Here is a 21,733-nt window from a genome sequence, read left to right as displayed (position 1 = left end):
GCGTTCATGGCGTGACCTCTTTCAGTGTATTCCCCGTTGGCGCCATCAACGTTCAATCGCAACCGTCGACCCGGTAAAGCACAGCGTCTCCCTCGCGATCGACCTCCGTAAGGGCTGGCGCGTCTTGAATGTCACTAATTGGCTCATAAGGTTTGGCAAGGGGGGTGCCCTTGAAAACATATTCCGTTCCGAAATCGAGCACAAAACGTGCGTTGAATGCCGCGCTGAGCTCGCACGCGCGCTCTCCTCCTCGATCTATCCCAGCGATCAGCTCAAGGATCCGGGGGTCATAACGCCCGCCAGTGTGCGGCGTCAGCACTTGCCGGTCCCCTAGCGCGTAGGCTAAGGCCCCTCCGTTCCAAGGGTTATTGATGATGACCTCGTCGGGGGCCACGAAATCCGACACCCGCTCAAGTAGCGTGCGCTCATCAGGGGTCAGGAGTCGACTGTCAGAGCTCGACGAGTAGTGCTTACTCACGAACTGGACACCCGCGTATGCGCCCGCTCCTTGTGTAGCTGCGAGCAAGAAGACGAGGCTGAAACCAGCAACAAAGGTGTACCAGGACTCCTTGCGCCCAAGCATGCGCGTCGCACGCCGTACGCCGACTGAGGCTAGGCGCCAGAGTTTCGTCGCTCCGAGCACGGCCAAAGGAAACACACCGAGCCATACGAGAGCGGACAATCTCCATGGGTCGGAGTACCAAGGGGCGAGAATAGACGTTCGCCAAGCGCTCGGTGGAAAACCGTCGGCAATCACGTATATGCCAAGCAACACAAGCGCACTCGCTAGAGCCCATCGACTCTTTCGGGAACGCCACGCTGCAATACTGCCGAGGAGTACAAGCAGGGAGAGGGGCCAAACATGCCCCTCCAAATGGGGGGTTAGCCCAAGAGCGTCGATGAGCGCCGCCACGGGACTGTGCTTTCCGCCCCACGGGTTATCGAAGGTGCGGCCCGCGTACCAAGCAGCGGCGAACGCGAGGACCAACAGCGGCGGGGCAATGAGCCCTCGCAGCTTGCGTACTTTGCGACTCGCCTGCGGTAGCGCGATCCTGCCTGACCAATCGCCAACTGGGTCACCTCTCCACGCACGTATCGCCGCGAACAAGGCAGGGGCCGCGAGCCAGAGCAAGGAGATGTGGATCGCATTCGGGTGCGCGAGGACCGACGCGCCAAGTGAGCCCGCGAGCAGCAGCCAGGCAACCCCAAGCGAAGATCGTTCAGCGGTGCGCGCACGTGCAAGACCGAGAAGTTGCATTAGAGCGACCACGATGTACGGGACGAGCGCTATTGAGAGGAGATTCGGATACAGCACGCCGTATCCAACCAACGCTAGTGGAAAATTCGGAAACGCTGCTGCGAGCACACCGGAGATAAGCGTCGTACTGAGGCTAGGTCCCGCCACGGCTCGCCCCAGCGTCACCATTCCAAGCGGCCATATAACCGCACACACTACGAAGACAACTGCATTGGTTGCTAGGGGGATGCTCGCGCCACTAATCTGGGCGACGAGCGCAACGAAGCCATGCCACAAGGCCGGATAGAAGACGCTGGTACCAGGAGCGGCGAGGTCCAGGTCAAAGGGCGAAGCATTGCCTGTGTCAAGTATCTGGCGGACGGCGTTGAGATGGAAATTCGCGTCGAAAGTCTGAGAGATCGCATCAGGGGCTTTCAGGCTCATCACGAGGGTAGCCGCTATTGCCAGACCGCCCAGGGCGGCTGATACGAGGGGCACCGTTGCGCGGTGCGGGCGAGCTACCGGTTGACCCTGCGGACCTAGGCGTGTTCCGATGAAGAGAAGCACAAGGACGATGACTGCCGCCAAGGCGAGGGGAACGAAGAAACTCCATTCTTGCCCGAGGGAGGGGGCGAAAATTGCCGCCAGGGCGAGGACTCCCAGAGCCGCAGGAATTGCCGTGACAAACGCGAAGAAGCCCTTAAGCCTGAGTGCGAACGCGATTGGTAGGCCTAGTGCTCCCAGCACCGCGAGCGCAATTGCCGAAGGTAATAGGAGCGATATCCAAGCACTCATTCGTTGTTGCGCCCCGCTGGCGAACTGTCATCTTGCTCGGAGATTCGAGCATCCATTAAAGCGACTGCCCGAGCAAGGTCAGTCACGCGCGCGTCGCTGCGCGCTTTGGCCCGAATCGTCGCAACAGCAAATAGCAGCGTCATAACCACGAAGACGTACAGCAGAAGGTCCGTACCACGTCCCACACCGAAGAACGTAGCGACGGCAGTCAGCGCCTCTGGAAAGATAATCGCCAACACTGCGATAAAAACGAACCCCAACGCGAGTATGCGCTTCAAGGCCAGAGAGCGGTCGCCTGGCAAAAACCTCATTGCGAGTCCAGCGGCGACCAGAACAACGAGAATCAGAAGAAACTGGATGAGCTGCATGGGCACCTACCGGATTACGAGATCTATGAGGATATTGACCGAGTTCAAAAGAGACTGACCCTTAGCCTTCGAATACTCGCTGTAGATGACCTCTACAGGCTCTTCAGCATACGGAAGGCCAGTGCGTCCAAGCTGTACGACGATTTCTGTCCCGTGCGCCATTCGGTCCTGACGGAGCTTCACTCGTCGAAGTGCATCCTCGCGTATCACGCGAAGGCCATTATGCGCATCAGTCAGCCGAGTGCGAGTGGTCAGGTTTGTGACCCAGACGGCCGTTTTCAAAACAATCTTCTTAAGAAGTCCCGGTTTGGTTCGATCATCAAGGAAACGAGATCCAAACACTATCGATAGTCCCTCATCGCGAGCGCGCCTAAGCATTGACAAAGCATCCACGACACGATGCTGTCCGTCAGCATCAAACGTGATAACGAACGTTGCGCCCCGTTGTAGCGCATACTCGAAACCAGTCTGAAGAGCGGCCCCCTGGCCGAGGTTGATTGGGTGGCGGACAAGCTTGGCACCGGCGGCACGCGCGACCTCACCCGAGCCATCCGTCGAGCCATCGTCAATACAGACGACGTTGCAGAATGAAGGCACAAGCCCAGCCACAACCTCACCGATTACCGTGGCCTCATTGAAGAGTGGGATCACTACCCAGGTGTCTGGATTAGTGTGTGCCGGGGGTAGAGCCCCGGAACTGAGCGAAGTCATGCATGTATTGTCTCAGACACTGGCAAAAGTCAGCACCTCGTGTGTTGAGCGCAGCCCAGCTGAGCCAACACACGGTCAGCTAAGATTATGCCTGCAGGCCGATCTTCGAGGTGGCCTGCTGCTTGACCCTCAGGGCGTTAGGCATCTAGTTCTGGGAAAGGCAATCATGGCGACTGAGCCTCACTTTATTCCGCCAGCGCGACCGTTGATCGGCGACGAGGAGCGCGCCGCAGTGGATCGCGTGATGCGTTCTGGCATGGTGGCGCAGGGGCCAGAAGTAGCCGCGTTCGAAAGAGAGTTTGCAGCTCACTTCGTCAACGGACGTGAGACCGTCGCAGTTAATTCCGGGACTAGCGGGCAGCACCTAGGCTTGCTTGCGGCCGGAGTTGGGCCGGGCGACGAGGTGATTGTGCCTTCATTCACGTTTGCCGCCACTGGAAACTCTGTCGCGCTGACGGGTGCAACGCCGGTCTTTGTGGATATTGAGCCTGAGACTTTCACTCTTGACCCTGCGGCTGTCCGTAGCGCAATCACGCCCCGAACAAAAGGCGTTATGCCTGTGCACCTTTACGGCCACCCGTTCCTTGCAGATGAGATCGCCAAAGTGGCCTCCGAAACTGGCATCGCTATCTACGAAGATGCGGCTCAGGCACACGGAGCCAGTTGGCGGGGGCGGCCCGTGGGAACTCTGGGTGATTTTGCTATGTTCAGCTTGTACCCCACAAAGAATATGACCTCGGGGGAGGGCGGGATGGTGAGTTGCGCTACTGCTGAACTCGCTCGCGGGGTTCGTCTATTGCGGAATCAGGGGATGGAGACCCAGTACGAGAATGAGGTCATAGGCTTCAACGCGCGTATGACGGATATCCATGCAGCTATTGGCCGTGTGCAGCTGACTAAGGTCGACGCTTGGACCGCAAAGCGCCAGGAGAATGCAGCATTTCTCGATGCTCAACTTGGGAATGTGTCAGGAGTGACGGTGCCCGTTGTGCGTGAGGGTGCGGTGCATGTTTACCACCAGTACACGATCCGGGTTGATGCAGGCGAACGCGATCAGATCCGAACGGCGTTGAAAGACGAATACGGCGTCGGCTCAGGCGTGTACTACCCCATTCCCAATCACCGTTTGCCCTCCTTGGCACGTTTTGCGATGAACCTTGACCTTCCTGAAACAGAGAAAGCTGCTAGCGAAGTGCTTTCGTTGCCAGTGCATCCTTCGCTTTCCTCATCGGACCTCGAGCGGATCGCATCCGCGGTCCAGAAGGTGGTTGGCGCAGGAGCGTAATGCCTTCTCAAGCTGCACGCCGACCGATGAGGCGCACCAGAGTGGTCATAGCGAGTCGGATCTTCGCGCCTGAACCTTCGGCCGCTTCCTTTCGTCTGCGGGCGCTCGCGAACGCCTACTCAAAAATAGGGGTCGACGTTCGAGTTCTGACCTCTAGACCGCCGCGAGAGTACGCAGACGTTGATCCTGGAGTGGCACCCACTGTTGATCTGCGTCGAGCTCCCGTTCTTCGGGACGCCGACGGCTACGTGCGCGGCTATGCACAGTACATGAGCTTTGATGTTCCATTGCTTCTGAGGCTGCTGTCTATGCACAAACCCGCTCTCGTAGTCACGGAGCCGCCACCGACCACAGGGGCGGTCGTAAGGCTCGTCTGCATGCTGCGGCGCATTCCCTACGCGTATTATGCTGCAGATATTTGGGCTGACGCACTTGGAGCCGTTGAAACGCCGGGAATTGTTGCGAAGGTAGTTCGCAAACTTGAACAATTTGCGCTCCGAGGCGCCTCGCATGTCCTCTCGGTGAGTGAAGGGGTGACCTCGAGACTGCGCGAGCTCGGAATAGTGCGGAATGTGCACACCATTGGCAATGGGATTGACCTCGCGGCCTTCGCTGAAGAGGGCCCAAGGGAAAGTGTCGACGGACCGTACTTTCTCTATGCGGGCACTGCATCCGAAGTGCACGGAGCGGGTATCTTCCTAGAAGCCTTTCAGGAGCTTTGGAAGAAGAGACCCGATGTCCGCTTGGTCTACGTTGGACAGGGAAGTGAACGACCCCATATTGAGCGGGCGGCTGCGGGACTACCTAGCGGCACAGTCCGTTTTCTGCCCCGCCTCGAACCAGAAGCCGTGGCTTCGTGGCTTCGTGGCTCAGTAGCGTCCCTCGCGAGCTTGCGCCCGGGACAGGGGTACGATTTCGCGTTTCCCACGAAGCTTTACGCATCCGCAGCAACGGGTACGCCCGCAATCTTTGCTGGCTCGGGCCCAGGCGCCAATTTCATCGCTGCTGGGCGGGCCGGTTTCGTTAGCGACTACGCAGTCAAGGACGTTGCCGATGCGATGGAACGTGCTTTGGATTGCGCAGCAGCAGGGAGCTTCGAAGCGGAGCGGAGCCGCATTGCGAAATGGGCACATCAGGAGTGGGGACTGGACCGGGTTGCCCAGAGAGCTGTCAACAGTATCGGACTTGCTGTTCCTCCTGGCCATCCCCAACGTAAAGGACATGGAGAATGAAGATTCTGTGGCAAACTCTGAAGCGACTGATGCCGCTTCTGCCGCCAAAGGCGAAGAGCTTCCTCAACTGGTACGTCGTCCTCAGCGCCGGCCTTGCGCTTCTCGACGTGGCTGCGCTGGGAATTCTAGCGCTCTCCATGTCCGGCATGGTGCAAAACCAGCCAATTCAGTTGCCCCTTGTTGGTGAGGTCGGGCCCGACGGGTACATCTGGATCCTGGTCGCTTCCTGTGCCTTGATCATTAGCAAATCTGTCCTCTCCGTATTGCTTCAATGGTTCGCCACGCGGCGATTTGCCGCATTCGAATTAGAGATCGGTGACAGGCTCTTTGGAGCATATATTCGAGCCCCTTGGACAGAGCGTCTTCAAAGAAGCACTTCCCAGTTGGTTCGGATGGCGGATGTGGGCATAGCGGCGGTTATCGCTGGGTTCCTTCTTCCGCTTCTCACGTTGCCGACGCTCGTCACGACGGCTGTGGCTGTGCTCGCTGTGATCGTCGTTGCCCAGCCAATCACTGCGTTGGTTACGCTCCTGTACCTGGGGCTCATTGCTGCCGTCTTGTACTTCTGGGTGTCAAGGAAGTCAGTGCAAGCGGGGCGTGTCAACCGAGACTACTCATTCAAAGTTGCAGCGCTCATGACGGAGATGGTTGGTGCTCTCAAAGAGATCACTCTCCGTAACAAAGCCGAAGAAGTCGCTGGAGTGGTGCATACAAACAGGATCCACACGACACGGGCGCGAGCCAATATCAGCTTTCTTGGCGCGGTTCCGAAGTTCGTTCTCGAATCCGCACTTATTGGTGGCTTCGTTTTGGTCGGAGGCGTAGCATACGCGAGCGACGGGGGCATGGCCGCGGCTTTTGCGGCGGTAGCTCTCTTTGGTGTCGCGGGCTTCCGCCTCGTCCCATCCCTTACTGGCTTCCAAGCGATTGTTACTCAGACTCATTCGAACCTCCCTCAAGTTCAAGCTGTCATGGATGACATTGATCTTGCCCAGGGGTACCTCGAGCGTGCAGAGGTGATCGGCCACAAGCCACTCGCAGACGAACCGAGGATGCTTGAGTTTCGAGACGTAGAGTTCACCTATCCGCACAGTGATCGTCCTGCGGTGCAGGGGATCAATCTGAAAGTGCCGATTGGGACTACAGTTGGCCTGGTCGGGGCCTCGGGAGCTGGTAAGTCTACGATTGTAGATCTCATACTCGGCCTTCTCGTGCCTTCAAGCGGCACGATCGAGGTTGACGGACAGAGAATCGAAGAAGTTCTTGCAGATTGGCGTTCGAGGGTGGGGTATGTGCCCCAGGACGTCTCGCTCTTTGACGGGACGATTGCACAGAACATTGCTTTGACCTGGGGTGAGGAGATTGATCTCGGGCGAGTGCAGTCCGCTCTGCAGCGTGCGCAGTTGTGGGACTTCGTTCAGCAACGACCCGGAGGTATCCACGGAAAGATCGGCGAGCGAGGCATGTCGATGTCTGGCGGGCAACGGCAACGGATGGGTATTGCTAGGGCCCTATACAGCGATCCCTTGATCCTCGTTCTGGATGAAGCCACAAGCGCGCTAGACACAAAGACTGAGTCTGATGTTGCTTCCGCTATCCAGGAACTTCGCGGCGAAGTCACTGTTGTCGCCGTAGCGCACAGGCTCTCGACAATTCGTGATAGCGACCAGATCTTGTTTATGTCCGACGGGAGGATTGCGGCACAGGGAAGCTTTGCCGAGCTGGTGGGCTCGGTGCCTGAATTTGCAATCCAGGCGAGCCTAGCTGGGCTCCATAATCCCACTGAAGAAGGGTCAATATGAAACCTAAGGTCTTGATCCTGTCCTTTTCGCCGATAACGAACGACGCGCGTGTGCTAAAGCAGGTTGAACTTTTCAAGGAGCGTTACGAGGTTACGACTTGTGGCTATGGCGAGCCGCCGAGTGGAGTTGTCGAGCATTTCCGCATCCCCGATGATCGCTTGGCGTATGACTTGTACGGCCGCTACATCACGCTGCGACAGTATCGGGCTGTATACAGCCGACTAGGCGCAGTACGCTGGTGCCGGGAACAGCTAGTCCCCGGCTCGTGGGACGTAGTGCTTGCGAATGACGTTGAGACGGTGCCCCTTGCTTTGGAGCTCAAACCGCATGCCGGGGTGCACGCTGATCTACATGAGTACACGCCGAGAATGAAAGAGCACAATCTGGCGTGGGCTCAAAAGATCTCACCCTACTTCGTCTGGTTATGTCGCAAATATGTCACGAAAGCGGCGTCTTGGACCACCGTGAGTATGGGACTCGCCCGTGAATACGAGCGAGTGTTCGGGATCACACCCGAAATTGTGACAAATGCAGCCCCATACCAAAACAGGCCTGTCCGGTCGGTTTCGGAGCCGATCCGCCTTGTGCATAGTGGAGCGTGCCTTCGTGACAGAAACCTTCTAGACATGCTCGAGGGGGTGCGCCGAGCTACGCGACCTGTCACGTTGGATCTCTTTCTCACAAAGAACGATCCGAGCTACCATGCAGAGATTGTCGCTCGCGCCGCAGAAATTCCCGCCGTCACTGTCCACGAGCCAGTGCCATACGCAGCTCTACCTGATGCACTTGCTGAATACGACGTCGGTGTTTTCGTTCTGAAGCCGATAAATTTCAACTACGAGTGGGCGCTTCCGAACAAGCTGTTCGATTTTGTCCAGGCGAGGCTTGGCATCGTGGTCGGCCCGTCAGCAGAGATGAGCACAATTGTTCGCGAATATGGTCTCGGAACGGTAGCTGGGGACTTCACCCCAGAAGGGCTGGCTCAGGAAATCAATGAGCTGACGCCTGAGAAGGTGCTGGCTTGGAAGCGCGCTGCAGATCGGGCCGCAGATGAGCTGTCTGCAGAACATCAGGTGAAGGAGTGGGCTCTGGCCCTTGAACGCTTACTTGCAGGTGCCTGAGTGACACCGCTCGTCGATCTTGTAGTCGCAGTCCACGATGTGAGGAGGCCGGTGCTTCGCTGCTTGCAGTCGATCGCCGCCGCCGAACGGTCGGATGTTCGAGTGACCGTCGTTGCCCACGGAATTTCTCCGGATGACATACCTGGGTTGCGGGAACTGGAAAACGATCAACTGCGGCTTGAGCAGTTCGAAGACGGAATCTCGAGCCCGGCAGGGCCCTTCAACCACGGGCTGGAAAAGGCGACCGCGAAATACGTCGGAATCCTCGGCAGCGACGACTATTTGGACTCAGGCGCGCTTGACGCTTGGATAGCACAGGCTGAGCGGCATCGGTTGGACGTGCTGTTTGCTGGCCTTCAACACCAGGGTGGTATGAAGCTGCGTAACCCCGCAGTTCGCCCTTGGCGCCGGAACAGTTTGGACGTTAGCAAGGACCGTCTCTTTTCGCGTGCGGCACCGATTGGCCTGATTCTCCGCACCCAGCTAGAGCAGCCACGCCTGAGGTTCGCGGAGGGTTTACGGACCGGCGAAGACATCCCTTTTACGACGGCATTGCTGGCACGCGCTCGGCGGGTGGGCGTCGCCTTCGACTCACCGCGCTACGTGATTGGTGCCGATGCGGTTGACCGCGTCACTTCAATGCGGCCTGCAATCGAGACAATGTTAGAGCCGGTGACACAGATACTAGAGAGCGAGTGGTTCCCGGCTCTCCCTGAGCGGGTTCGTGCGGCAGTGCTGACTGCCCGCATTAGAGCAAACGTTCTCTCGGACGTGGTGTTCCGGGACTCGCACGAGGCTTGGACTGAGGACGAAATTAGCCAACTCAGGGAAGTGCTTCTCAGCGCTGACCTACATGCACCTCGTGCGCTTGAGCCTCTGCCTGCCCGAGATCACAGACTATTAGACGTGCTTCGAACAACGGTAATTACGGAGGAGGACGCCGTCGAGGCTGTTGCGTCATGGGGGCGCAGCAGTCGGCGTGACAGCGTGTTGCCAGTGAAGCTTCGATACAGCTTGCACCGAGAGAGCACTCTTGTTCGTTACGTTGGATACTATTTGGCAAGGCTTGGTGCGTAGGAGTAGGCCTTACGGGTGTAACCGTGGCACCACGTGGGCAAGATTCGGCCCCGAAACCGATGACTGATCGAGGAGACGAGTATGCTGCCTCAGGGCATCACCAACATCGCCGGGCGCGCAGTTCGATTGCTCCCTGACGCGTTCGTCCGGGCCCTGGTGCCACGCCGCTTCAAATATGACCCCGCGGCAATGACTGTAGCGGTACCTCCAGCCACAAGAGTTCGGCTGTTTATTGGGCCAGTGAATTTTGGCGGGCAGGGAGACGCTTGGGCCCGTGCCGCAGAGCGGAACTTCGCTGACGTGGGCGCCGTTTCGATGGCCTACACAGGAATCGGAGAGTTCGGGTTCCCCGTCGATCAGTCGGTCCCCGCAACCGGCTATGTTCTGTCTCGCTCGTGGCAGCGCTCCCAGGCTCACGCCGTAGCTGCAGGCTTCACCCACGTACTTGTTGAAGCCGAAAGACGACTTTTCGGAAGAGTGTTTGATGAAACCCTTGAGCAACAAGTCGATGCACTCCGGGACTCAGGCGTCAGAGTGGCTTTTGTCGCGCATGGAACAGACCTGCGCTTGCCATCTCGTCATGTGCTTGCGGAGCGATACTCCCCGTTCTCTGAGGGAGAATGGGCCCTCACTCCCCGACTCGAACGCGATGCTGCAGCAAACAGGGCACTTCTTGACCGACTTGGCGGCATGGTCTTTGTCTCCACGCTGGGGCTTCTGGCCGATGCGCCTCCAGGAGCTAACTGGCTGCCGGTAGTAGTTGACTCGAACTTGTGGCAGGCCGGCCCCCTGCCGATGTCCAGACTGCGTCCCGTCGTGGCCCACGCCCCGAGTAACGGAATAGTCAAGGGGTCCGAGCTGATCGACCCAATCATGCAACGTCTGCATGATCGTGGTCTCATAGAGTACCGACGAGTACGTGGAGTCGCAGCATCTGACATGCCCGCTGTCTACCGAGACGCTGATATCGTGTTAGACCAATTCAGGCTTGGCGACTACGGCGTAGCCGCCTGCGAAGCGATGTTGACGGGACGTATCACAGTCGGTCATGTGTCCGACTTTGTGCGCTCAGAAGTGCGCGAGCGGACTGGCCGGGAGCTTCCCATCGTAGAGGCCACGCCAGATACGCTTGAAGAGGTGATCCTTCAGCTCCTAGAGTCACCGGCTTCGGCGAGAACTATTTCCCAAGACAGTAGGGAGTTCGCGTCCGCGGTGCACGACGGGCGGTTCGCGGCCAGAGCGCTGGCGGACTTCCTAGGGGCAAGTGTGCAAGAACGATAACGGGGAGTAACCGACATATGAAGCCATCGGCGCAACATACGCTCTTGCGACGAGTCAAGTCAATTGCAGGGCGTGGAATCGACCTACTTCCCGAGCCGCTCTCGGTGCGCCTCAACCCGAAGAAGTATGGATACCACCCGCGCGACATTCCACCCCCGCCGTTTGCCCCCGACAGTGATGTACGGCTTTTCATTGCGCCCGTTAACTTCGCGGGCCAGGGCAATGCATGGGCCCGGTCGGTCGAGCGGCTCGCGGGGGTCGGTGCATCGAGCATGCACTACACCGTCCCTGGAGACTTTGGCTTCCCCGGAGACAATATTGTCCCTGTGGAGGTCTTTCACCATTCGCGAAAATGGCAACGCGCTCAGTTTGAACGTATTGCTACCTCCTTCACGCACGTTCTATTCGAAGCAGAGCGTCCGATTTTCGGTACGCTCTTCAATGGGGACCCTGTCGCCGAGGCGGAAGCGCTCCAGTCTCGCGGCGTCGGCGTCGGTATGGTGTCGCACGGTTCTGATTTACGTCTGCCTAGCCGACACCGAGAAATCGATAGATGGTCACACTTCAATGATCCCGGCTGGGAGCTGATACCTACGCTCGAACGTCAGGCTCTTGCCAATCGTGAGATTCTTCGGAAAGTCAATGCTCCCGTGTTCATCGCAACTTCCGACCTAGCGTTGGACTGGCCCGGGGCGAAGCTGCTTCCCATTGTTGTGAACCCTGAGAGATGGCAGGGTGGGCCAGCTCCGCTCATTCGGGAGGTTCCAGTTGTCGTCCATGCCCCGAGTAAGGCTAACGTGAAGGGATCAGCCATGGTGGATCCAATCATGGAAGAGTTGGCAGCAGAAGGACACATCGAGTACCGGCGAATTCAGGGCGTGCCGGCGGCTGAGATGCCGGAGATTATCCGGAGTGCAGATATTGTCTTAGAGCAGTTCCGAGTCGGGAACTACGCTACTGCAGCAATCGAAGCGATGGCTGCTGGTCGCATCGTTGTCGGGCACCTCCATGATCAAGTTCGAGCTCACATCAGAGATACCACGCACAGAGACGTTCCGGTCGTGGAAGCGACCCCGGCGACGCTCCGGAACGTGGTGGAGAGCATTCTCCTGCAACGAGACCGCTATCGCGCACTCGCCGCGGAGGGCACAGAGTTCGCGGCAGCTGTACACGACGGAAGGATGTCGGCGCAGGTGCTGGCTGAGAATCTCCTTGGCGTGGACCCTGAGATCGCTTTGCGGAGTAGCCAGTGAGCGTGCCCCAGGTAGACGTCATTATCGCGACGCACACGCCTGAGCGGGATCTTGAACGCTCTGTCGGATCGGTACTCAACCACACGGATGCGGACCTCAGGCTCACGATCGTGTGTCACAACACACCTAGTGCCGGCGTCCGGGGGCGATTGGGGAAGCTCGCCAGTGACCCGCGACTGAGGCTCGTCGAACTCAACGATGGTATTGCAAGCCCGGCGGGGCCCTTCAACCTGGGGCTGGAACTCGCGACCGGCGAGTTCACCTCGGTGATGGGATCCGATGATGAACTTGAGCCAGGAGCGGTCGACTCATGGCTCATTCGTGCCAATAGAACCTCGTCAGCTGTAGTACTCGCACGAGTTCGTCACGCTAACGGACCGGCGGTGCCTTCCCCACCCACCCGGCCCTGGCGCAGTGGTCGGTTGGACGGTGTGCGCGATAGACTGAGCTATCGGAGCGCGCCGCTTGGGCTTGTCTCTCGGCGGGCGTTTCCAGCACTTCGGTTTGAACCCGGGGTTCGTACCGGCGAAGATATCTCATATGTCACGCACCTGTGGTTCTCAGGGCAGCGCGTATCCTACGATCGGCGGGGTCCGGCCTATCTCATACACGGCGATGGAGCCGGGCGGGTGACGACGCAGGTTCCGGAGATCAGGAGAGACCTCGAGTTTCTTGCGCCCCTGCTGTCGGGGGACACATTCCGTTCTCTGCGGGACCTGCAACGCCACGCACTGCTCGTCAAGCTCATCCGAAGCAGCCTAGTTCCGTTGGTGCACAACCGGCCCCATATCGATCACTGGAATCTTTCAGAGCGGGAGGAGCTTGCCCGGGTGGCAACTCTTCTGAGGACGGAGCTTTCTCGTACCTCGGCAGGAGAGGGTGTTCTTTCGCGAGCCGATATCGCCTTTCTTAATATTGCAGTCGATCCGAGCGTTGACAGTGCTAGCCTGCTGCGAGCGGCTGAGAAGAGGAAGCACTATTTCTCTTTGCAGGCCCTCCTACCAGCCAGGCTGCGTTATCTTCTGCATCGTGAAGCACCGGTACGGTTTGCGGCGTCGAGTTTGCTTGCTCGCTATTGAGACTGTGGGCTGGCTGGCGTGCCTCTCGAGCGCAAGTTGCGGGAGAATTGACTTATGACACCACGGCCAAGCCTGCTCATCTTGTCGTTTTCAGAGCTCCGATCGGACGCCCGCCTGCTGAAACAGATCGCGGGTTTCGTGGACGACTACGCCGTGACGACCTGTGGCTACGGCTCGCAGCCTGACGGTGTTGACGCCCACATCGAGCTGTCGGCTGAGCATCCAGTCTGGGCGTACAGCCGCTCGTTGCTATTAAGCCGACAATACCGCGCAGCCTATTGGGGCAACCCCGCGATCCAGGAAGCGCGACAGAGGCTTGCGGGGCGCTCCTTCGACATCGTCCTTGCGAACGACGTTGACCCTGCAGGGATAGCACTCGAGCTGCGCCCCGTGCGGGGGGTTCATATAGATCTTCATGAATTCTCACCGCGGCAGAAGGAGGATCTGCTGAGATGGCGACTTTTCGTCGCGCCCTTTGTGGGGTGGATGGTGCGGACCTTCGTGGCTAAAGCAAACTCGTGGTCCACTGTCTCTTCCGGGCTATCGCGCGAGTATGAGAGAGTGTTCGGCTTCAACGCTGAGGTCGTAACAAACGCGTCACCCGCGCATGAACTCCCCGTGCAAGACGTAGCTCCGCCCATCAGGCTCGTGCATTCAGGAGCAGCTCTCCGAGACCGCAAGTTGGAGATCATGATCGACGCGCTCGAGCGTAGTTCCGCGGACGTTACGCTTGACCTCTTCCTGACTGCAAACGACCCAACGTATGTGGCAGAGCTCAGGGCGCGGAGTGATTCGCTCGAACAGTTGACGGTTCACGAGGCCGTCCCCTACGCCGAGTTAATCCGGACCCTGAACGAATTCGACGTTGGGGTCTTTGTGCTCGAGCCATTGAACTTTAGTTACAAGTGGGCACTTCCGAACAAACTCTTCGACTTTGTTCAGGCCCGTCTGGGGATGATCGTCGGGCCGTCGCCCGAGATGGCGGAACTGGTTTCGAGATACGCTCTCGGAGCTGTATCAGAGAGCTTCTCCGCCGACGATTTGGCCGACCAATTCAACAAGCTCACCCCCGCGACCGTCGCCCGCTGGAAGTCAGCCGCGAATGCTGCAGCGCATGAGCTTTCGAGTGATGCGCAGGTAGCGCTGTGGAAGGCAGCCATCGCTAGGCTCTGACAACCTAGTGTAGATAGCCGTCTCCGTCAGCGCGACGCAGGGGAGGGCTAACATCTAGTTAAGATTGCACGAGTAGACTGATAGCGTGAAAATCGCAGTCGTCGCTACCGGCAAAATCGGACTCCCACTTGCTACGCAGTATGCCTCGAGGGGCCATGACGTCATTGGCGTCGATGTCAATCAAGCTCTTGTGGACGCGATCAACCGCGGTGAAGAGCCCTTCCCTGGCGAGGCAGGGCTTGCTGCGCGACTGGCCGAGCTTGTGCCGGCTGGGAAGCTCACAGCGACGACGAACTACGCACAGGCGATTCCCGGTGCGGATGCGGTCGTGATCGTTGTTCCGTTGCTCGTTGACGAAGAAACGTGGCTGCCAGATTTTCGGTGGATGGATGCGGCGACCCGCTCCTTGGCGGAACAGCTGACTCCTGGCACTCTTGTCTCGTACGAAACCACTTTGCCGGTCGGAACTGTCCGGAACAGGTGGAAACCTCTGATCGAAGAAGTCTCAGGGTTGAAAGAAGGCGAGGACTTCCATGTAGTGTTCTCCCCGGAACGGGTGCTTACCGGTCGAGTGTTCGCAGACCTGAAGAAGTATCCCAAACTCGTTGGCGGCCTGACAGCAGCCGGCACGCAGAGAGCCATCGAATTCTACGAGGCGGTTCTGACGTTTGACGAGCGCCCCGATCTGAAACGCGCGAACGGCGTCTGGGACATGGGGACCGCTGAGGCCGCCGAGATGGCAAAGCTTGCCGAAACGACCTACCGAGACGTGAACATCGGCCTCGCGAACCAGTTTGCACGCTTCGCCGATACGGCTGGAATTGATGTCTATAAGGTTATTGAAGCGTGCAATTCGCAGCCCTTCAGCCATATCCACAAGCCGGGAATTGCTGTAGGTGGACACTGTATTCCGGTTTACCCAAGGCTCTACCTCTCGACAGACCCAGAAGCAGACATCGTACGCACTGCGCGCAACTTCAATGCGACGATGCCAAGATACGTTGTGGATCGCGTTGAAGCGGTGATTGGCGATCTGGCTGGCCTGCGAGTGGCTGTCCTCGGGGCGGCCTATCGGGGCGGAGTAAAAGAGACTGCGGTGTCGGGTGTCTTCCCGACAGTTGCAGAACTGGAAAGTCGCGGAGCATTGGTTACCGTGCATGACCCACTTTTTGCTGAGGATGAACTTGCCGCGTTGGGTTTTCGAGCGCACACCATTGGTGACCCGGTGGACGTGGCAATCTTGCAAGCCGACCATGCAGACTATCTCGAGTTTGGGCCGGCCGAGTTCCCAGAAATCAAGCTCTTTGCGGATGGACGCAACACCACAGACCCGGCAAAGTGGCGTGGCGTCCCGCGCATTGTCATCGGAGGCCCAGCCTAATCACAGGCCCAAGGGACACAAGAACGCGGGCGGCGCACGTACATTGGCCCGACGATGAAACAGTTCCCTTTCAAGACCACAGCCTCAACTGCGTGCGGGTGAGTTCTCGCGACCGTTGGCTTGCTTCTCGTCCCACCACCTTCGCATGCGGCTTTCAACCGGGCGTTCAAGTGTTGTGTGCATCAGCCATGAGCCGAGCGCTGCCACCAAAAACACCAAAGCGTGCCAGCCCAAATTGCGCCAAGCCGCAGCCTGTATTCCAAAGACATCGAGGAATACATACATGACGGTTGCGTGGATGAGATAGAAGCAGAAGGACCATTCACCAAGTTTTACCAGCATGGGATGCTGGAGGATAGAGCGCCGTCCTTCGAGGTCCCGGGCCGCCACTGCCGAGATCGTCAATGCAAACAGTACTATGACAATTTCGTTTGCGATACGCAGAGCAGACACAGAAACAATGTCGCTCAGATCGAGTCTAATCGCCAGAACGAACCAAACAAGAAAGCCTGCGCCAAGAACATAGCAGCCCCAGACTGGCGTCTTAGGGCGCCAGCCAAGCAGCATCGCACGCGCTATACCGATTCCGATCACGAACTCGGTCAACCTGACAACTGGCAAGGGCAGCATCGCGAACCAGGCGGTCGGAAACGCGAGAGTCGCGAGCCTGTAAACAAGAGCGAGGAGAATGACGGCAAGGGTCGCCCACAGTGCTCCACGTCTGGTCAGCTTGAGGAATCCGCGATGAAGAGCCGGATGAAGCGCATAGAAGAATGCTTCACACGTGAGGGTCCATGCGGCAGGGTTTCCTGAGAAGAGGATCTCCGGTGAGGTGGACCAGCCCTGTAACAAGAAGACCGACAGCAACAGAACTGCGACAGAGACCGGCTTTACCCACCAATCCGCGGGTGCCGGGGAAAAGTTATAGAAAACCGGAACGGCAAGCAGTAGCGCAACAATGTGGGCCGGGTAGATTCTTGCGAACCGTCGCCACCAGAAAGTTGTGGGTTTGGTTTGGGGCCGTGCTGACCACGTGAGGACGAATCCCGACAAGACAAAGAAGAAGGTGACGCCGAAGTTGCCAAACGTAACTAGATCGCTCGTGTGCGGGAGGGGCGCAAATACCCGCATATGGAATAGGAAGACCGCAAACGCAGCCCACCAACGCAGGCCTGTGAGTGAATCAAGGCGGACCGAAGTGGTGGCGGCAGCGTCTCTCACTTTGTGCCGGTGTCGGATCTTGGGCTAGAAGCAGGAGGAGTTAGCCGCTGCTCAGCGAGGTCCATGAGTTCCGCGATCCTGAGGCTATCGCGTCGATACTCATCGAGTTCGTGCTCAAGCTCTGAGACGCGCTCAGTGAGCGTCTCAATTGCTTCGCGTGCACTCTGCGGGCGGGCGCGCAAGAATAGGCGCTTCAGGCGCTGTCGCAAAGACTCCTCCTTCGGTGGGAACGGCTGGTCGCTCAGTGTGAATCGGGCTCCGTACGGGGCGCGGGTGCTTTGTGCCTGGTCAGAGGCAGCAACGTCTTCGTTTGAGATTGGTTCGAAGTCGACCGCGAGACCAAGATCTTTTGCCTCGCGAACCAGATCGTGACGCGCGAGATGCCAAGTTGTGGGGTCGTCAAACGACACATTCTCAGCAGGCATACCGAAGAGCGTCGCGAAGCCTGCGCCTCCCGACCGAAGGGCCATGCGGATCAACCGAAGTGCATTTCCGCGCGCGAGGTGACCTGATTGATCAAGTAGATGCACTGCGACGACGTCGAAGGGTCCGGCCACTCCGAGGCTTTGGGGTGCTGCGAGTGACAGCGTGCGATAAAGGTTGACGTGCGCTGACTCGACTGCTGTCCGTTCCACGCGGGTTCTCGTGAGCGCTGTCGCAGCGTGAGCAAAGTCTGCGGCAATGACTCTGCGCCCCGGCGACAGGGCCGCAAGCTCGGCGCTGAACGCGCCGGAGCCAGCACCCAAATCGATCAGCGTTGGCGCCGTCAGCGACGAGTTCTGTGCTGCGACCCAGTTCCGACCAGGATCCCATTCGGCGTCGCCCTCCGCGCCGCGTTCCGTGTACCAGTCGTTCCAGAAGTCCCTTTGGAAGTGGAAGGCCCCAAACCATGCGTCGAAGCGCCGCTTCGTGCCGACTGGGGTATCCAAGTGGTACCCCGGGATTGGAGTGCGCCAGTTCTTGTCGTAATTGATTTCGAGCCACGCTTCAGGCCTCGCCGGGGCCGGGAACTCCTTGCCGTCGATCTCAACAGTCGAGAAGGGAAGCATGTCGTCGCGCGCGAGGTCGCCGCGTACGTGGAAGGGCTGGTTTATGAGTCCGTCAGCAGAATAGAACGCGGTAAATACGTCGACATAGTGGTCGAGCGCGCCTGCTGAGTCCCTGAAGTACAACTGCATGTGGGTCGCGCTGTGTCTGACAAGCTCGTAGCCGACAGCTTGCAAGCGATGGCCGACTGAGAACCCTTCGCGTGCGACGTCCGCAGGGTGGGTGTGTTCAGAAAGGTAGGCGACATCGGCGTCGTCGTCGTGTGGGAGCAATGCGCCATCCCGCACGGCGCCGAGCAGGGTGCCACCAACAATGAATGGGCGTAGCCCGAAACCACGTAACACCTCGATGATTTCGCTCGTGCGTTGCAGGATCCGTTCTTGCACCCCGGGATTTCCGGCTCCCAGCGTCTTGCCCAGTCTGCCCCATTTGTTAATTGCCAGCGGGATTCCTGCACCGTCGACCACTGTAGTTCGAGTCGGTGCCGCGTCGAAGACCGCAGGGAACCGGGCGTACTCGACGCCGTCTCCAGAGTCCACGACAGTAATCTCGGTGGATCCTACAAGGTGCGGTATCAGCGGCTCCGGCCAGGGGAGGGTACGATCCTCAGGCAGCGCGCTGGCGCTGAGATCTATCGACCACACTCTCACCCCGTCGAAGCAGATATCTATTGAGGCGACGCTGCCGGGCAACGCGGGAAGCGCGATCGTCGCATCGTCTGCTGAGGGGTTCATGGGTGGTGGCTGCTCGATTCGGAATACCTGGGTATCCGATCCAGCATACTCCCCAGGCGGAATGTGCTCACAGCCAAGGCCGAGCACAGCATCTCGACGGATAGACTAGACCCCATGGATCTTCTCGTAGTTGGCTCTGGTTTCTTTGGCCTCACCATCGCCGAGCGCGCCGCAAGCGCCGGCAAGAAGGTGGTCGTGATCGACCGCCGCAATCACATCGGAGGGAATGCCTACTCCGAGGCCGAGCCCGAGACCGGTATCGAGGTGCACCGCTACGGTGCCCACCTCTTCCACACCTCGAACGAGACCGTGTGGGAGTACGTGAACCGTTTCACCGAATTCACGAGCTACGTGCACAAGGTGTATTCGAACTTCAAGGGCGAGGTCTACCCGCTGCCGATCAACCTCGGTACCATCAATCAGTTCTTCCGCGCCGCCTACAGCCCGGACGAGGCTCGTGCGTTGATCGCGGAGCAGGCTGGGGAGTTCGACACGAAGAGCGCTCAGAACCTCGAGGAGAAGGGCATCTCGCTCATCGGGCGCCCGCTCTACGAAGCGTTCATCCGCGACTACACGTCGAAGCAGTGGCAGACGCCCACCACGGAGCTTCCCGCCGAGATCATCAGCCGCCTTCCGGTTCGCTACAACTACGACAACCGCTACTTCAATGACACTCACGAGGGCCTGCCTGTCAACGGTTACACGGCATGGCTCGAGAAGATGGCTGACCACCCGAACATCGAGGTGCGTCTCAACACCGATTTCTTCGACGAGTCACAGCCGCTGAACAAGGCTGCCGTTCTCGGCAAGGTACCCGTCGTGTACACCGGTCCCGTTGACCGTTACTTCGACTATGCGGAGGGTGAGCTCGGCTGGCGCACGCTCGATTTCGAGCAGCAGGTGCTCCCTGTCGGTGACTTCCAGGGCACGAGCGTGATGAACTACGCGGGCTCCGATGTTCCGTACACTCGCATTCACGAGTTCCGTCACTTCCACCCCGAGCGTGACTACCCGACTGACAAGACCGTCATCATGCACGAATACTCGCGCTTCGCTGAGCGTGACGACGAGCCGTACTACCCGGTGAACACGCCTGAGGATCGCGAGCGGCTGCTGAAGTACCGTGAGCTCACCGACAGAGAGCCGCAGGTGTTCTTCGGGGGGCGTCTCGGCACGTACCAGTACCTCGACATGCACATGGCGATCGGTTCGGCACTTTCAATGTGGAACAACAAGCTTGACGGCGTCATCTGACCCTAATCGCGTGTCGCCTCGCATCGAGCGACCATAGAACGGCCCGCCCCAGTACTCGCTGGGGCCGGCCGTTTCTTCTCCCGGTTACTCCTCCTGCCGCACCGGCACGCTCCGTGTCGCGGGCGTCTGCGGCTCTCTGCCACTCTCGCGATCAAGCTCGGCCTCCCTGGTGCGCCACGCCTGGTAGCCGGGTTCATTTGCCAGGGCCTGCTGGATCTCCTCAGGCGTGGCGGTGAGCTTCGGGTCGAACTTCAGGTAGGCACGCGTCTCGCGGGCGACGAGGCCCGAGAGGATGAGTAGGCCGATGAGGTTCGGGATCGCCATGAGCCCGTTCATCATGTCCGAGAACGACCACGCGATGTCGAGCTGGGTTGTCGCGCCGACGAACACGATCAGCGAGAACACGACGCGGAACGGGACCGCGATCTTGCGACCAAAGATACGTACGATGTTGCGCTCGCCGTAATAGGCCCACCCGAGGATGGTCGAGAATGCGAACATCACGAGCCCGATGGTCACGACCCAGTGGCCCCACTCGCCTGGAAGGCCGTGAGAGAACGCCTGGCCGGTCATGAGCGCGGGGGAGAGTTGCTCGTTGGTCGCGGGATCGATCTGGGAGTACGTGCCTGTCGTGACGATCACGAGGCCTGTCATCGTGACGACGATGATCGTGTCGATGAAGGTCTGTGTCATCGATACGAGCCCCTGGCGCACCGGGTGGCTCGTCTGTGCGGCCGCGGCCGCGATCGCTGCCGAACCCATGCCTGACTCGTTCGAGAAGATGCCGCGTGCGAAACCGTACTGGACGGCGATGATGAACACTGAACCGGCGAACCCGCCCGCAGCAGCTGTGCCTGTGAATGCGTCGTGGAAGATCGTCGCGAGGGCAGCGGGCACCTCGCCGATGTTCGCGCCGAGAATGTAGAGTGCGGCGACGACGTAGAACACGATCATGATCGGCACGAACCCGGCGGTGACCTTGCCGATCGACTTGATGCCGCCGACGAGCACGACGAGAGCGAAGGCGGTCAGGATCAGGCCCGTCACCCAGACGGGGACGTTGAAGCTGTGCTCGACGTTGGCCGCGATCGAGTTCGACTGGGTGAGGTTACCGATGCCGAAGCAGGCGAACACCGCGAAGATGGTGAATGACCAGCCGAGGATCTTGCCGAGTGGCCCGCGGATGCCCTTCTCGAGGTAGTACTGTGGTCCGCCGTTGCGCTCGCCCTTCGCGTCTGCCTGCCGGTAGCGCACGCCCAGGAATGCCTCGGTGTACTTCGAGGCCATTCCGAGCAGGCCGGTGATCCACATCCAGAACAACGCGCCAGGGCCACCGATCCCAATGGCTGTCGCAACGCCGACGATGTTGCCGGTGCCCACCGTGGCCGCGAGCGCCGTAGTGAGCGCCTGGAACTGTGAGATGTCGCCCTGTGCTCCAGGGTCCTTACGCCGAAGCAAGCCGAGGTTCAGCGCTGCCCCGAGCCGCAGAAACTGGATACCTCCGAGCCTGAATGTCAAATACAAGCCGGTGAGGAACAGGAGTGGGATAAGGACGAACGGCCCCCAAATCACCCCGCCGATGGTGTCAAGTATCTCCTGCAGCTTTTCGGTCAAGGTGCATCACCGTCTTTCGCGTCGTTGCGTGGTTGAGCCGGACGCCAAGGGCGTCACAACCAAGATAG

17 protein-coding genes and 1 pseudogene are annotated in these 21,733 nt (G+C 59.1%); 12 read left to right on the top strand and 6 right to left on the bottom strand.

Annotated elements, in window-relative coordinates; genetic code table 11:
- Nucleotides 1–52 precede the first annotated feature (52 nt).
- Genes ACF07D_RS05265 through ACF07D_RS05255 form a run of 3 tightly spaced genes read right to left on the bottom strand, consistent with a single transcriptional unit; the run spans nucleotide 53 to nucleotide 3,111 of the window.
- Nucleotides 53–2,032 carry a DUF6541 family protein gene (locus tag ACF07D_RS05265; RefSeq protein WP_391504169.1) on the bottom strand — a complete coding sequence of 660 codons (1,980 nt, stop codon included), beginning with the start codon at nucleotides 2,030–2,032 and terminating at the stop codon, nucleotides 53–55.
- Complete coding sequence (locus ACF07D_RS05260) at nucleotides 2,029–2,400, bottom strand: DUF2304 domain-containing protein (RefSeq protein WP_391504168.1); 372 nt, start codon at nucleotides 2,398–2,400, stop codon at nucleotides 2,029–2,031. The genes ACF07D_RS05265 and ACF07D_RS05260 overlap by 4 nt, the downstream gene beginning before the upstream one ends.
- Before the next feature lie 6 nt (nucleotides 2,401–2,406).
- Nucleotides 2,407–3,111 (bottom strand): glycosyltransferase family 2 protein, encoded by a 705-nt coding sequence (locus ACF07D_RS05255; protein WP_391504167.1) that lies wholly within the window; start codon nucleotides 3,109–3,111, stop codon nucleotides 2,407–2,409.
- A 166-nt stretch (nucleotides 3,112–3,277) separates the two neighbouring features.
- On the opposite strand from ACF07D_RS05255, the gene ACF07D_RS05250 reads away from it, so the two are divergent.
- The 11 genes and pseudogenes from ACF07D_RS05250 to ACF07D_RS05200 all read left to right on the top strand — a co-directional run bounded on the left by ACF07D_RS05250 (nucleotide 3,278) and on the right by ACF07D_RS05200 (nucleotide 15,795).
- Nucleotides 3,278–4,396, top strand: a complete 1,119-nt coding sequence (locus tag ACF07D_RS05250) for a DegT/DnrJ/EryC1/StrS family aminotransferase (protein WP_391504166.1) — start codon at nucleotides 3,278–3,280, stop codon at nucleotides 4,394–4,396.
- Nucleotides 4,396–5,628 carry a glycosyltransferase family 4 protein gene (locus tag ACF07D_RS05245; RefSeq protein ID WP_391504165.1) on the top strand — a complete coding sequence of 411 codons (1,233 nt, stop codon included), beginning with the start codon at nucleotides 4,396–4,398 and terminating at the stop codon, nucleotides 5,626–5,628. Before ACF07D_RS05250 ends, ACF07D_RS05245 begins: the two co-directional genes overlap by 1 nt.
- A complete protein-coding gene (locus tag ACF07D_RS05240; RefSeq protein WP_391504164.1) occupies nucleotides 5,625–7,430 on the top strand; it encodes an ABC transporter ATP-binding protein in 1,806 nt (601 codons plus the stop codon). The genes ACF07D_RS05245 and ACF07D_RS05240 overlap by 4 nt, the downstream gene beginning before the upstream one ends.
- Nucleotides 7,427–8,551 (top strand): glycosyltransferase family 1 protein, encoded by a 1,125-nt coding sequence (locus ACF07D_RS05235; protein WP_391504163.1) that lies wholly within the window; start codon nucleotides 7,427–7,429, stop codon nucleotides 8,549–8,551. Before ACF07D_RS05240 ends, ACF07D_RS05235 begins: the two co-directional genes overlap by 4 nt.
- Entirely contained in the window at nucleotides 8,552–9,628 is a 1,077-nt protein-coding gene (locus ACF07D_RS05230) for a glycosyltransferase family 2 protein (RefSeq protein ID WP_391504162.1), read from the top strand.
- Nucleotides 9,629–9,943: 315 nt separating this feature from the next.
- Nucleotides 9,944–10,909 carry a hypothetical protein gene (locus ACF07D_RS05225; RefSeq protein ID WP_391504161.1) on the top strand — a complete coding sequence of 322 codons (966 nt, stop codon included), beginning with the start codon at nucleotides 9,944–9,946 and terminating at the stop codon, nucleotides 10,907–10,909.
- Nucleotides 10,910–11,559: 650 nt separating this feature from the next.
- On the top strand, nucleotides 11,560–12,162 hold the full coding sequence (locus tag ACF07D_RS05220) for a hypothetical protein (RefSeq protein WP_391504160.1): 603 nt from the start codon (nucleotides 11,560–11,562) through the stop codon (nucleotides 12,160–12,162).
- Nucleotides 12,159–12,635, top strand: a pseudogene (locus ACF07D_RS05215) (glycosyltransferase); the annotation flags it as partial. The gene ACF07D_RS05220 and the pseudogene ACF07D_RS05215, both read left to right, overlap by 4 nt.
- A gap of 156 nt (nucleotides 12,636–12,791) precedes the next feature.
- Nucleotides 12,792–13,241 (top strand): hypothetical protein, encoded by a 450-nt coding sequence (locus ACF07D_RS05210; RefSeq protein ID WP_391504367.1) that lies wholly within the window; start codon nucleotides 12,792–12,794, stop codon nucleotides 13,239–13,241.
- 81 nt (nucleotides 13,242–13,322) lie between these two features.
- Entirely contained in the window at nucleotides 13,323–14,414 is a 1,092-nt protein-coding gene (locus ACF07D_RS05205) for a glycosyltransferase family 1 protein (RefSeq protein WP_391504159.1), read from the top strand.
- 85 nt (nucleotides 14,415–14,499) lie between these two features.
- The gene (locus tag ACF07D_RS05200; protein WP_391504158.1) at nucleotides 14,500–15,795 is read left to right on the top strand and encodes a nucleotide sugar dehydrogenase; all 1,296 of its coding nucleotides are present in this window, start codon (nucleotides 14,500–14,502) and stop codon (nucleotides 15,793–15,795) included.
- Nucleotides 15,796–15,879: 84 nt separating this feature from the next.
- On the opposite strand, the gene ACF07D_RS05195 is transcribed toward ACF07D_RS05200, so the two are convergent.
- Together ACF07D_RS05195 and ACF07D_RS05190 are read right to left on the bottom strand one after the other, a co-directional pair.
- Nucleotides 15,880–17,016 (bottom strand): acyltransferase family protein, encoded by a 1,137-nt coding sequence (locus tag ACF07D_RS05195; RefSeq protein WP_391504157.1) that lies wholly within the window; start codon nucleotides 17,014–17,016, stop codon nucleotides 15,880–15,882.
- Complete coding sequence (locus ACF07D_RS05190; protein WP_391504156.1) at nucleotides 17,013–18,797, bottom strand: LicD family protein; 1,785 nt, start codon at nucleotides 18,795–18,797, stop codon at nucleotides 17,013–17,015. Before ACF07D_RS05190 ends, ACF07D_RS05195 begins: the two co-directional genes overlap by 4 nt.
- 114 nt (nucleotides 18,798–18,911) lie before the next feature.
- Between ACF07D_RS05190 and glf the strand changes: the two genes are divergently transcribed.
- Entirely contained in the window at nucleotides 18,912–20,051 is a 1,140-nt protein-coding gene (glf, locus tag ACF07D_RS05185; RefSeq protein WP_391504155.1) for a UDP-galactopyranose mutase, read from the top strand.
- An 84-nt stretch (nucleotides 20,052–20,135) separates the two neighbouring features.
- Here glf and ACF07D_RS05180 read toward each other — a convergent pair whose 3' ends face one another.
- Complete coding sequence (locus ACF07D_RS05180; RefSeq protein WP_391504154.1) at nucleotides 20,136–21,665, bottom strand: alanine/glycine:cation symporter family protein; 1,530 nt, start codon at nucleotides 21,663–21,665, stop codon at nucleotides 20,136–20,138.
- Nucleotides 21,666–21,733: the final 68 nt, after the last annotated feature.

It is taken from the genome of Leucobacter sp. NPDC015123, assembly GCF_043080205.1.
Taxonomy (GTDB): Bacteria; Actinomycetota; Actinomycetes; order Actinomycetales; family Microbacteriaceae; genus Leucobacter; species Leucobacter aridicollis_A.
Note: the sequence above shows the minus strand (reverse complement) of the source record. Positions and strands in the feature narration are given on the sequence as shown.

What these genes read in the sequence shown, in the direction of transcription:
- ACF07D_RS05265 (WP_391504169.1), bottom strand. Translation starts at nt 2,032, where the DNA reads ATGAGTGCTTGGATATCGCTCCTATTACCTTCGGCAATTGCGCTCGCG.
- ACF07D_RS05260 (WP_391504168.1), bottom strand. Translation starts at nt 2,400, where the DNA reads ATGCAGCTCATCCAGTTTCTTCTGATTCTCGTTGTTCTGGTCGCCGCT.
- ACF07D_RS05255 (WP_391504167.1), bottom strand. Translation starts at nt 3,111, where the DNA reads ATGACTTCGCTCAGTTCCGGGGCTCTACCCCCGGCACACACTAATCCA.
- ACF07D_RS05250 (WP_391504166.1), top strand. Translation starts at nt 3,278, where the DNA reads ATGGCGACTGAGCCTCACTTTATTCCGCCAGCGCGACCGTTGATCGGC.
- ACF07D_RS05245 (WP_391504165.1), top strand. Translation starts at nt 4,396, where the DNA reads ATGCCTTCTCAAGCTGCACGCCGACCGATGAGGCGCACCAGAGTGGTC.
- ACF07D_RS05240 (WP_391504164.1), top strand. Translation starts at nt 5,625, where the DNA reads ATGAAGATTCTGTGGCAAACTCTGAAGCGACTGATGCCGCTTCTGCCG.
- ACF07D_RS05235 (WP_391504163.1), top strand. Translation starts at nt 7,427, where the DNA reads ATGAAACCTAAGGTCTTGATCCTGTCCTTTTCGCCGATAACGAACGAC.
- ACF07D_RS05225 (WP_391504161.1), top strand. Translation starts at nt 9,944, where the DNA reads ATGGCCTACACAGGAATCGGAGAGTTCGGGTTCCCCGTCGATCAGTCG.
- ACF07D_RS05190 (WP_391504156.1), bottom strand. Translation starts at nt 18,797, where the DNA reads ATGAACCCCTCAGCAGACGATGCGACGATCGCGCTTCCCGCGTTGCCC.
- glf (WP_391504155.1), top strand. Translation starts at nt 18,912, where the DNA reads ATGGATCTTCTCGTAGTTGGCTCTGGTTTCTTTGGCCTCACCATCGCC.